Genomic DNA, 11,788 nt, shown 5'->3' with positions numbered 1-11,788 from the left:
TATCCTTATTAATAGCTCCATTATACTAAGATTAAAGCTCACTTTAAGGTCAATGCTTTTGGTCTTCGTTAGATGGTAAAATTGTAAATTAGCATGCCAGCAGAAATTGAAAAAATTAGACTAGATAACTGAAAATAAAAGGATTTAATTTTTTAATTGGCATTTAAACCTTTATTTTCTTTACATTCTCTTAACCAAAACATTCTCTATTTTAAAAATTTTAGATTTTGATACTTGACATTAAAGTTGACTTTAAACTTATAGTGATTCAACCAACTCAGGAGCGCTAGTACAACATCGCTAATCTCTTGGGTGATTTATCAATGTGAAGGTTGACGGACATGAATACAAAAAAACAGTTCACTGAAGTTGAATTTGGCCAACAGAAAGTCAAAGTCCCCAAAGGTGGTTATTACGATCGCTTTAGAATGAACCCCAACCTAGATGAAGTCGCTCAAGATCCTGCTGCGGGAAATATTGATTTTTTCCGTAAAATTCCAAAGCACATGGTGGAATCTCGCGTAGGTCCAGTCTGGGCACCAAATTTTTATTATCGTAGCAGTAATGTACAAGTGCTCATGGTAGCGCCGTTAAAGCAACTGAGAAAAAAACTCCCTGCCCCTTTAGAGCCGCTACAAGCATTTCCGGGATATGGGTTGGTCGCAGTGACCTTCTTTAGTTATGCAGTTTGTGATAATGATCCTTATAACGAAGTCTCCGTGGCCATTGTTGTGCGTAAACCGAATGCCAAAGGACCGAATGCTTTAGAGTTGCTGAATTCAATTCGTCAGCGTCGTTTTTATGCACATGTTTTAGCTTTGCCTGTAGATACTGAAATTGCTCGGGTTCGCGGTGTATATGGTTATCAGCTCCCCAAATGGTTAACCGAAATTAATGTAGATATAAATCCCAAACAGATCTACGCCGATTTAAAAGATACATCTGGTAATCCTGATTTAAGTTTAAGCACGCCAACCCCCAAATTAAAACATGTGAACTCCGAGTCTCGCATGAGTGAAGCCACCATGTTGCATCAGGTCGATGGTACAATGGCATCAAACACTCGTTCAGTCAAATACGCTGACTTTCGCGCAAAAACTATTCCCCAAAAATGTAGAATTGGTCCGTCATGGGGGGCCAGTCAGCCAACTTTTAAATCAGCTTGGCGCTTCAAAAATTTTACGCTTAGATGTCGTACAAGATGCTCAGGTTGTGCTGCATTTACCCAAAGTTTTGTAATTTATAGTCATAAATAAAAAAGGATAATCGCGAATGAAAAAAGCAAACTATGATCTTGTGGTCTTTGGTGCAACCAGTTTTGTCGGGCAAATTCTCACCCAATATCTCGCGGAATATTTTGCACAACAAGATGAAAAGTTGAACTGGGCAATTGCAGGACGTTCAAAGAGTAAGTTAGAAGAGCTGAAGCATGCCTTAGGTGCTCTAGGTGAAAACCTCCCCATCTTGATTGCCGATGCTGGCAGTGATGCAGATTTGACAGCCCTCTGTACAAACACGCGTGTGGTTGTGTCTACAGTTGGACCTTATGCGCTTTATGGTGAACCACTGATCAAAGCTTGTGTTGAAAATGGCACGGATTATTGTGATCTCACGGGAGAAACCCAGTGGATTAAGAAAATGATCGAAAAATATGAAACGCAAGCGCAGCAATCTGGTGCGCGGATTGTTCATTGTTGTGGTTTTGATTCTGTCCCATCGGATATGGGGGTTTATTTTCTACAACAGCAGGCCTTAAAACAATTTGGTGTGCCTGCCACCCAAGTCAAAATGCGCGTAAAAACCTTAAAAGGTGGTGCATCTGGTGGAACCGTTGCAAGCTTGATCAACGTGATTCAAGAAGCTGCCGCTGATCCCGTGTTAAAAAAAGAGCTGGTCAATCCTTATTTTATTTGTCCGAAAGGTCACTCTTTCACACAGCAGCAAGATTTTATAAAAACGGCAAAACTCGATCCTGATTTTAATGCTTGGATTGCCCCTTTTGTAATGGCGGCAGTAAATGAACGTGTCGTGCATCGTTCTAATGCCTTATCTGGAAATGCGTATGGATCTAACTTTAGTTACAACGAAGCAATTTTAACCGGCACTGGCATCAATGGCCGTTTAAAGGCGCTTGGTATGGTCGCTGGTCTGAGTGCATTCATGTTAGCTGCTATCAATAAACCGATTAGCCAACTCATGGAGCGCTATGTATTGCCCAAACCGGGTGAAGGCCCTACACCTGAACAGCAGCGTTCGGGTCGTTTTGATTTACGCTTTTTCGGCAAAACCAATGATGGTCAGAGTTTAAGAGTCAAAGTGATGGGGGATCGTGATCCAGGTTATGGCTCTACAGGGAAAATGCTCGGTCAAGCCGCGATTAGTCTTGCACTTGATCATGTGAAAGATGGGGAAAAAGTCGGTCGTGGTGGTGGTTTCTGGACACCAGCGACCATGTTTGATGACCGTTTTATTCAGCGATTAACACGCCATGCAGGTTTAGTTTTCCAAGAAATCTGAATAAAACCATTTTCATAGATACGTCCCATGAGGTGAAAGATGAACGCTTCACATCCAATCAACCCGACAGCTGCCGCTGAGATACTCAATCAACAGCGTCGAGCATTCTTCACTGAAGAGCCTCCGACTCTCGCTCAACGAAAAGCAAATCTGAAAAAATTACGTGATGTAGTCATTGCATATCGTAGCGAGTTACAAAAGGCGGTCAGTGCAGATTTTGGGCATCGTTCTCATCATGAAACAGATGTGATGGAACTGGTTGGGGTTGTTCAGTCAATTGACTATCTGAGCAAGAAACTCCGCCGTTTCATGAAACCCGAACGCCGTCATGTCAGCTGGTTTTATCGATCGGCCAAGGCATATGTAGAGTACCAGCCTAAAGGAATCATTGGTGTGATGGCGCCTTGGAATTATCCAATTTCTTTAACCTTAATTCCATTAGCGACCGCATTGGCTGCGGGTAATCGTGCCATGCTTAAACCGTCTGAATTAACCCCTCGAACCAGTGAGGTGATTCATCGCATGCTTGCTGCAACATTTTCGAGTGATGAGGTAGCGGTCATCTTAGGTGGTCCTGAAGTTGGTGCGGAGTTCAGTGCGCTTCCTTTTGATCATTTACTCTTTACAGGGAGTACCCCTGTTGGTCGGAAAGTGATGAAAGCCGCCAGTGAGCACCTTGTTCCTTTAACCCTAGAGTTAGGGGGCAAAAGTCCAGTCATTGTCGCGCGGGGCAAGATTAATCACCGAACAATGAGTAGTATCGCCTACGGAAAGTTATCGAATGCGGGGCAAACCTGTGTTGCACCAGATTATGCACTGGTACATGAAGATGATTTAGACGCTTTTATTCAACAGTTCAATCAAACCGTGACGCGTTTCTATCCGAATGGTCCAGATTGCCAAGACTATACCTCCATCGTCAATGAGAGGCATTATGCTCGTTTGCAAAGCTTGCTTGATGATGCACGAGAGCACGGCGCACGCGTAATTGAAATGGGGGCTAAGCCAGAATCCGCTAGTGGTCGTATTCGGACCATTGCACCAACCCTTGTTGTGGGTGCAAAAGACGATGATGCCATTATGCAAGAAGAAATCTTTGGTCCAATTCTTCCTGTCCGGACATATCGGAATATTGATGAGGTCATTGAGTATATCAATGCGCGTCCACGTCCTCTTGCGCTGTACTATTTTGGTGAAAACGATGCAGATTGCAAAAAATTGCTTCGGCGCACAACTTCAGGAAATGTTGGTATTAACAACACCATCATTCACGTAGCGCAGGATGATTTACCCTTTGGTGGTGTCGGTCCTAGTGGTATGGGGGCTTATCATGGCATAGAAGGCTTCCGTTCTATGAGTCATGCCAAAGGGGTGTTTGACCAAGGGCGATGGAATTTACCGAGTTTACTGCAAGCGCCTTTTGGAAAATTTATGGACTTTGCGTTGCGCATGACTTTAGGCAAGAACAAAACCACGCACTAATCAAATCTGCATGGGATTCACTCGCCCTAGAATCCCATGCCTTCTGCGTTTTCAATTTACACATCCAATAAAAACCCCTCAATTTTCATAAGGAAACCTTGATGAAATGCATTACTTTTAATGGTGCTGGCGGCCCTGAAGTGATTCGCTTAAGCGAACGAGACATACCAGAGTTAACGGATGATGGTGTGCTAATTGAAGTTGTTGCCGCGGGCATTAATGGTCCCGATGTGATGCAACGTCAAGGTTTATATGCCCCGCCTCCCGGTGTCACAGATATTCCCGGCCTTGAAGTTTCAGGCATCGTGAAACAAGTAGGTAAATCTGTTCAGAAGTTTAAAGCAGGTGATGAAGTTTGTGCTTTGGTTCAAGGTGGCGGTTATGCCGAGTATGTGGTTGCACAGCAAGACAATGTGCTTTTTATTCCAGAAGGATTAACTCTGGTTGAAGGTGGGATTTTACTTGAAACCTTTATGACGGTATGGTCGCATTTGTTTCAACATGCCAAGTTTCGCCCAAACAGTTCTATCTTGATTCATGGTGGGACGTCTGGAATTGGAACGACTGCAACAATGCTCACCAAAGCATTTGGCGCAACTCAGATTTTTACGACAGTATCGAGTGCAACTCATCAAAAAGCAAGTTTAGAACTTGGTGCAGATGTTGCGATTCACTATAAAGAACAAGATTTTGTTGAAGAAGTCAAAAAGCATACCGATGGCAAAGGTGTGGATTTCGTTTTAGATATCATCGCAGGTGATTATATTCAACGAAATTATGAAGTTGCAGCAATGAATGGCACAATTTTACAGGTCGGTGTGTTAAAAGGACTCGCTGAAAAAGTGAATATTTTCCCGATGCTTGCAAAACGCCTGACCCATACGGGAGCAACACTACGTTCTCAATCTTCAGAGGCAAAAGCCGAGGTCATGGCTGCCCTTCAAGCACAGGTTTGGCCTTTAATCTCAAAAAGACAATTAAAACCGTTGTTATTTAAATCCTTTGATCTTGAGCAAGCACGCCAAGCACATGAGTTTTTAAACCAAGGTCAACACGTGGGGAAATTGGTTCTGATTGTCAAAAAATAGTCAATCTTGTTCAGAAGTTAAGCGCCTTTCATTTAACTTCTGAGCTTTTCCATTGATGTCATTATAAATTTCAGCATACAGACTCAATTCAGCTTTAAATGGCATTGCTGCTACTTACACGATGACGGATAAAAAGTTAATCAGCCCTCCTTATTTTGAAATCCGCATAAGCTCATTAAGCATTATGTTTGCGCTAGTCAAAACACTGTTTTATAACACCGCCAGAGTCTAAATGTGGCATGCTTTTTTATCTGTATTCGATACATTGGATCTATACACACGGTTTAAGTCATCTCCGATAGACAAACCCTATGATTATATCTAGCAAACCTGACTGACCCTTAGTCTGTATTAGGTCTAGCGAAAGCTCGACATGGGGTAAAATATGCGGTTGCTATTTGAATCATTAAATAAAATTTCAATACAAGCAAAATCACGAGATATATAGCTGGGCGATATCAGAACTAAAAAAACATCTTTACAGTTAATTTTTTGATTTAATTTAAATTTCAATATTTTTTCAAAATAATATTCTGTATTGGAGATGGAGTTCTTTTATACTTCAGTGATTGCGAAAAAAATAAAGCTAAGCACGTCGCACTATCGTCAAGGAAAGCGCATAAACTCGAGATTTTGTGGATGATCACGTGATAAATTATGCTAAAGCTTGCTCTAAGTGTTCACATTCGTCACTGAACCACCATCTGACTTAGGATATTCCTTATGTCGAATTTCATCATTAAAGCTAAAAAGTCGGGGGTAATTGTCTATTACGGTACTCGGCATGGAAAGCAGACGGTGCTTGGATCGTTACAAGAATGGTTAGATGATTTAAGTCAGGGAAATTGTTTCTATTCGGAAAAAAGAGCAAAAGAACTGGTGGTCTTATTAGAGTCGCATTACAAAGATCAAGCACACATTAGTGATATTGCCATCGAAAAAGTAATGGGATGACCATTATCCTCTCTGAGATTTACTGGTTTTAATATCTGGTTAAGATGGTCTGGAACTCAGAACCTATTGAACTTGTATACGCATAAAAATTGGGTCTACTTACAAATTGATGCGCCTAAATTCAATAAACGAAGCACCTGAACATGCAGAATACCTCGTTCTCCCTAATTAATATAAAGAAGATTACAGCAGCACGTTTTTAATTTCGCAACTAAAAAAGCACCACATAAAGTGATGCTTTTTTATTATCTTGCGGGAGTTCAAGACTTAGAGAGAATTCTTTTGCTCATTCGGAATAAGGGGTTGAACCAACGCCGTTTCGCTTTCTTCAACTTTATGACTTTCAGTCTTAGCAATGACCGCTGTTGCGACACTATTACCAATAATGTTGGTTGCTGTACGCCCCATGTCTAAGAAGTGATCCACTGCAAGAATCAACAAGATACCAGCTTCAGGAAGTTTAAACATTGCTAATGTTGCAGCAATGACCACCAACGATGCACGAGACACACCTGCAATACCCTTACTGGTAATCATTAGCGTCAGTAACATCAAGATTTGTTGGGAGATACTTAAATCAATGTTATACGCTTGAGCAATAAATAATACCGCAAAAGACATGTAAATCATTGATCCATCAAGGTTAAATGAATAGCCTAATGGTAATACAAAGCTCGTAATACGCTTTGGTACACCAAACTTTTCCAAGGCAGTCATAAGTTTTGGATAAGCAGATTCACTACTTGCTGTTGCAAAACCTAATACTGCTGGTTCACGAACAGTCTTGAGTAAACGGAAGACATCTTTTTTCAGGAAGAGATAACCAACGGTAATAATCACAGCCCAAAGAATGAAAAGACTCGCATAAAATTCGCCTATAAAAACACTATAGTCGATAATGATTTGTGGGCCTTTTAAGGTAATCGCAGAAGCGATTGCCGCGAAAACAGCAATAGGAGAAAACGTCATCACGTAATCGGTAATACGGAACATGATACGGCATAATTCATCAATAATTTTTGCAATAACCGTATCACCTTCATCTTGTTGATGATGCACGTAAGCTAAAGCAGAACCAAAGAAAATCGAGAATACTAAAATCTGTAAGATTTCGTTATTCGCCATCGCTTCAGCAAAGCTTTTTGGGAAAATATGCGTAATAAAGGTCTGTATATTTAAACTGGTTGCACTGACACCAACATCAACAGGAGCTGTAGGAATTGGAAGATTCATTCCTGCACCAGGTTGAAGTAGGTTTGCCATGCCCATGCCTAACAGCAAAGAAATGAGAGATGCACCAATAAACCAACTCATGGCTTTAAGCGTAATTGAGCCTAAAGATGATGATTTACCCATTGAGATTAACCCAGAAACAATCGTTGCAAAAACCAATGGTGCAATGATCATTTTAATTAATCTTAAGAATATGTCTGTAAGAATTTTAAAATATGACGCGATATTTTCAGCTTGAGTAGTACTCAAATTACTATGAAAAAGCCAACCAACTAATATTCCAGAAACCATCGCAACTAGAATAAATTTTAATAGTTTTTTCTGATCCATAAAAATTTCCTTTTAATACCCTAAAATCGATAAAAACATCTTATTGTTTTATAAGATGTTATGATTTTGTTCCATCCAAGCCAAATATCCATTTAGCTTAGGGGTGTTGGCAGAATCTAACGAAAGTTGATCAAAATTAAAAATGCAAAAAAGTATTTTTCTATGCAAATTTTGCATGGAGATTGTTAAGAAAATATACAAAATGCCAATGACGCTATTCGTGAAAGAAACTTAAATATTGTTAATGTTTGTACACATCAAACATTGTTGTTAATGGAATTTAAGAACTAGGATCTGGTTAATGATAAGTAAAACTCTCCAATCATGCGGCTTGGCACTCACCCTTTTGGCATCTTCCACAGCACTTTACGCAAAAAATAATGTCGTAGTGGTCGCAACGGGCGGAACCATTGCTGGTGCAGGCGCAAGTTCAACCAATAGTGCAACCTATAGCGCGGCAAAAGTTCCTGTTGATGCACTGATCAAAGCTGTGCCGCAAGTGAATGATCTGGCAAATGTGACAGGCATTCAGGCACTGCAAGTTGCATCTGAAAGTATTACAGACAAAGAATTGTTATCTTTAGCGCGTCAAGTTAATGATTTAGTGAAGAAACCTTCTGTCAATGGTGTCGTCATTACCCATGGTACCGATACCATGGAAGAAACCGCTTTTTTCCTGAATTTAGTGGTACATACGGATAAACCCATTGTGTTAGTAGGCTCTATGCGACCATCGACGGCCTTGTCTGCAGATGGCCCATTAAACCTATATAGCGCTGTTGCTTTGGCCTCTTCTGATGAAGCTAAAAACAAAGGCGTAATGGTGTTAATGAATGATTCGATTTTTGCTGCACGAGATGTGACCAAAGGCATTAATATTCATACCAATGCTTTTGTCAGCCAATGGGGAGCTTTAGGGACTTTGGTTGAAGGCAAGCCGTACTGGTTCAGAAGTTCTGTAAAAAAACATACCAATAATTCTGAATTTAATATTGAGAAAATTCAGGGTGATGCTTTACCTAGCGTGCAAATTGTCTATGGTTCAGATTCTATGATGCCGGATGCATACCAAGCGTTTGCCAAAGCAGGCGTTAAAGCGATTATTCATGCAGGCACGGGTAATGGTTCTATGGCAAATTACCTCGTACCTGAAGTCAGAAAACTGCATGATGAACAAGGCATCCAAATTGTCCGTTCATCACGTGTAGCACAAGGTTTCATTATTCGAAATGCCGAACAGCCTGATGATAAATATGGTTGGATTGCGGCACATGACTTAAATCCGCAAAAAGCCCGTATTTTGACTGCTTTAGCACTCACCAAAACCAATGATGCCAAGCAAATTCAAGAGATGTTCTGGAAATACTAATCGTTAAAACAGATCCATCAGCGTTAAAAAAAGACCGATTCTAGTCTATGAATCGGTCTTTTTTATTTCAATAAATAAATGAGTAAATACAGTTTCTTATTCCATTTGAATGGGTCCTGAGGTTTGTGCATCAGAGTCATACCAATAGCCTGCATTTCTGTGCATTGACCCGCCCTCTAAAGTATATTGAATAAAACCCTGTTTAAAGACTAAGCCTGCATCACTTTTTTTGGCTGTGACTTTCTGTCCATTCACCCAGACATTTTCATCATTATCTACTCGTATGGTCGCCACAGTTTGACCGGTATTGGCATTTTTTGCCACCCACTGCCCCGTATAAAGATAGTGATTCTGATGATGATGCATCGGATAGACCTCTGCACCATACCCAGCTTTGGCATTTTCGGCTTTGCTTTTATTAATATCACAGCCCTGCATTTCGGACATTTGTGTACAACCCGACTGCTCTAACTTGGCTCTGTATTTCGCATCAATCGCATGTGCCGTATTAAAACTGCACAGAGTTAAAAGGATGAAACCTGTTTGTATAAGCTGTTTATTCATTGGATACATCCTTTTCATTGCTGCATTCAGTTCAAATTACTGACAATCGGATGAGCTCACTTTGCTCACGGCATTGATACGTCCGTTATAGCTGACTGTCGCAATACAACTGTAATTGCTGGCATTCCACCAATAATTGGTTTTCGAACTGTAATCTGCTGAACGGCTGGTAAGTGAATAGTTGTAGCGTTTAAATACAGAACCGGCCGTATTCATTTTGGTTTCTTCAAGATTTTTGATCTCGGGCGGCATTTGCATATTTTCATATTTTTCATTGTTGGCTTGTTCAAATTGAGCCAATGCCGATATAGAAGCAATAGAGAGTGCCGCACTCGACAAGGTCGCTGGATCAGTCCGGTAAGATTTTGTCGAAATAGGATCGTTTTCTGAACCTAGACCTGAATTCACATCATCTGGGTGTGTCGAGGATGTTTGAGCTTGAGCCACGTTTAATCCAACAGCAAACAAAAAAATGATGTTGAGTATTTTTTGGGTATTATTCATTTTTATGGCTCCTCTTTATCCTTAAGAAGATTTTTGTTATCTAAATACTCTATGCCTTTTTTACTCAAAAAAAAAGGGCTGAAATATTTTTTCACAACACTAAATCTTTAAATCTTATACTTATTTTTTTGCTCTTTTATAAATATCATAGATTTATATGCAATGTATCTGTAGCAATTTAAAAAGCGAAGGCTGTACACCTTCGCTTTTTCTAGATCCGTTTTTGGATTAAACGTAATCAGGTTTCTTTTGCTCAATTAAATCGTGCTGTAAATTAATACCCGGAGATAATTTTGCCGGTAATTGCACTTGTTCACTTTCCAGTGAGGCCATAGGCCATGCGCAATAATCTGCTGCATAGTAAGCACTTGGGCGATGATTGCCTGATGCACCAAGTCCACCAAATGGTGCAGCACTTGAAGCACCCGTTAATGGCTTGTTCCAGTTCACAATGCCCGCACGCGCTTCAATCAACACACGTTCAAACAAGTCACGATCTGGTGAAACCAGTCCAAATGACAAACCAAAACGGGTATTGTTGGCAATACGCATAGCTTCATCAAAATCTTGGTAGCGATAGATCGTGGTTAATGGACCAAATACTTCTTCATCTGGCACATCAGCAACATTAGTCAGATCTAAAATACCTGGTGTCAGTAATGAACTGTTTGGATCAATGCGTTTCATTTCAAGCAAAGGTTTTGCACCTAAGCTCAATAGCTGTTGTTGAGCTTGAAGAATTTGCTCTGCAGCACGTGATGAAATAACCCCACCCATAAATGGTTGTGGTTCAGCATTCCAAGCACCTACAGCTAATTTACTTGCAGCTTCAACCAAGCGCTGAACAAATGCATCACCTTCCGCACCTTGTTTCACCAAAATACGTCGAGCACAGGTACAACGTTGCCCTGCTGAAACAAACGCAGACTGAATTGCTAAATGCACAACAGCATCAAGGTCTTCAATCTTGTCAATAATGAGTGCATTGTTACCACCCATTTCAAGCGCTAGAATTTTCTCAGGATGACCTGCCATTTGTTTATTGAGGTGATAGCCCGTATTGGCACTGCCCGTAAACAACAATCCGTCAATTTGAGATGCTGCTGCAAGTGCTTCACCAGTGCTACGGCCACCTTGTACAAGGTTTAACACGCCATCAGGTAATCCTGCCTGTTGCCAGAGTTTAACGGTTTCTTCAGCAGTCCACGGCGTTAATTCGCTTGGTTTAAAGACGATCGTATTGCCCGCGATTAAGGCAGGAACAATGTGACCATTTGGTAAGTGACCCGGGAAGTTATATGGCCCGAAAACGGCCAGCACACCATGCGGACGATGACGCAATGAAGCCACACCATCCGGCATAGCCGTACTGCTAGAACCTGTTCTTTCATGATAAGCACGAATTGAAATCGCGACTTTACCAATCATTGACTGAACTTCAGTCACTGTTTCCCAAAATGGCTTACCCGTTTCCTGACTAATGACTTGCGCCAAATGCGTTTTATTTTGTTCAAGTAGCTCTGCAAAGCGTTGAACAACCGCAATTCGCTCTTCAAGCGCCAGTTTTGCCCACAATGGAAACGCTTTACGTGCTGCCAGTGTCGCTTGCGTTACTTCAGTTGCGGTTGCTTCTTGCGCAGTCCACAAAGCTTGATTACTCACAGGATCGGTTTTAACCCAGTTGCTGCCTTGCCCTTCGACCCATTGCCCCTGAATGTACAATTTACCTTGAATCATGCTGAGTACT

9 protein-coding genes and 1 pseudogene are annotated in these 11,788 nt (G+C 41.1%); 6 read left to right on the top strand and 4 right to left on the bottom strand.

What is annotated here, in order from left to right:
• Positions 1-341: 341 nt before the first annotated feature.
• The 5 genes and pseudogenes from ACX17N_RS08375 to ACX17N_RS08355 all read left to right on the top strand — a co-directional run bounded on the left by ACX17N_RS08375 (position 342) and on the right by ACX17N_RS08355 (position 6,041).
• Positions 342-1,239, top strand: a pseudogene (locus tag ACX17N_RS08375) (acetoacetate decarboxylase family protein).
• A 33-nt stretch (positions 1,240-1,272) separates the two neighbouring features.
• Entirely contained in the window at positions 1,273-2,517 is a 1,245-nt protein-coding gene (locus tag ACX17N_RS08370) for a saccharopine dehydrogenase family protein (protein WP_458892111.1), read from the top strand.
• Positions 2,518-2,556: 39 nt separating this feature from the next.
• Complete coding sequence (locus tag ACX17N_RS08365; RefSeq protein WP_458892110.1) at positions 2,557-3,999, top strand: coniferyl aldehyde dehydrogenase; 1,443 nt, start codon at positions 2,557-2,559, stop codon at positions 3,997-3,999.
• Positions 4,000-4,100: 101 nt separating this feature from the next.
• Complete coding sequence (locus tag ACX17N_RS08360; RefSeq protein ID WP_458892109.1) at positions 4,101-5,087, top strand: NAD(P)H-quinone oxidoreductase; 987 nt, start codon at positions 4,101-4,103, stop codon at positions 5,085-5,087.
• Positions 5,088-5,810: 723 nt separating this feature from the next.
• Positions 5,811-6,041 carry a hypothetical protein gene (locus ACX17N_RS08355; RefSeq protein WP_458892108.1) on the top strand — a complete coding sequence of 77 codons (231 nt, stop codon included), beginning with the start codon at positions 5,811-5,813 and terminating at the stop codon, positions 6,039-6,041.
• A gap of 267 nt (positions 6,042-6,308) precedes the next feature.
• Here the strand turns inward: ACX17N_RS08355 and ACX17N_RS08350 are convergent, their stop codons facing one another.
• Positions 6,309-7,604, bottom strand: coding sequence for a dicarboxylate/amino acid:cation symporter (locus ACX17N_RS08350; RefSeq protein ID WP_458892107.1), 1,296 nt, complete (start codon positions 7,602-7,604; stop codon positions 6,309-6,311).
• A 301-nt stretch (positions 7,605-7,905) separates the two neighbouring features.
• Between ACX17N_RS08350 and ACX17N_RS08345 the strand changes: the two genes are divergently transcribed.
• Complete coding sequence (locus tag ACX17N_RS08345) at positions 7,906-8,973, top strand: asparaginase (protein WP_458892106.1); 1,068 nt, start codon at positions 7,906-7,908, stop codon at positions 8,971-8,973.
• A gap of 96 nt (positions 8,974-9,069) precedes the next feature.
• On the opposite strand, the gene ACX17N_RS08340 is transcribed toward ACX17N_RS08345, so the two are convergent.
• The 3 genes from ACX17N_RS08340 to astD form a co-directional block, all read right to left on the bottom strand.
• Complete coding sequence (locus ACX17N_RS08340) at positions 9,070-9,537, bottom strand: hypothetical protein (protein WP_458892105.1); 468 nt, start codon at positions 9,535-9,537, stop codon at positions 9,070-9,072.
• A 36-nt stretch (positions 9,538-9,573) separates the two neighbouring features.
• Entirely contained in the window at positions 9,574-10,041 is a 468-nt protein-coding gene (locus ACX17N_RS08335) for a hypothetical protein (RefSeq protein ID WP_458892104.1), read from the bottom strand.
• Between the two features lie 228 nt (positions 10,042-10,269).
• On the bottom strand, positions 10,270-11,778 hold the full coding sequence (gene astD / locus ACX17N_RS08330; RefSeq protein ID WP_458892103.1) for a succinylglutamate-semialdehyde dehydrogenase: 1,509 nt from the start codon (positions 11,776-11,778) through the stop codon (positions 10,270-10,272).
• Positions 11,779-11,788 lie beyond the last annotated feature (10 nt).

Source organism: Acinetobacter sp. GXMZU3951, from assembly GCF_054457875.1.
This window is presented reverse-complemented; position numbering and strand designations above follow the sequence as displayed.

Bases quoted from the DNA above. Each gene is read 5' to 3' on its own strand.
- ACX17N_RS08365 (WP_458892110.1), top strand. From the start codon at position 2,557: ATGAACGCTTCACATCCAATCAACCCGACAGCTGCCGCTGAGATACTC.
- ACX17N_RS08350 (WP_458892107.1), bottom strand. From the start codon at position 7,604: ATGGATCAGAAAAAACTATTAAAATTTATTCTAGTTGCGATGGTTTCT.
- ACX17N_RS08335 (WP_458892104.1), bottom strand. From the start codon at position 10,041: ATGAATAATACCCAAAAAATACTCAACATCATTTTTTTGTTTGCTGTT.
- ACX17N_RS08340 (WP_458892105.1), bottom strand. From the start codon at position 9,537: ATGAATAAACAGCTTATACAAACAGGTTTCATCCTTTTAACTCTGTGC.
- ACX17N_RS08345 (WP_458892106.1), top strand. From the start codon at position 7,906: ATGATAAGTAAAACTCTCCAATCATGCGGCTTGGCACTCACCCTTTTG.
- ACX17N_RS08355 (WP_458892108.1), top strand. From the start codon at position 5,811: ATGTCGAATTTCATCATTAAAGCTAAAAAGTCGGGGGTAATTGTCTAT.
- astD (WP_458892103.1), bottom strand. From the start codon at position 11,778: ATGATTCAAGGTAAATTGTACATTCAGGGGCAATGGGTCGAAGGGCAA.
- ACX17N_RS08360 (WP_458892109.1), top strand. From the start codon at position 4,101: ATGAAATGCATTACTTTTAATGGTGCTGGCGGCCCTGAAGTGATTCGC.
- ACX17N_RS08370 (WP_458892111.1), top strand. From the start codon at position 1,273: ATGAAAAAAGCAAACTATGATCTTGTGGTCTTTGGTGCAACCAGTTTT.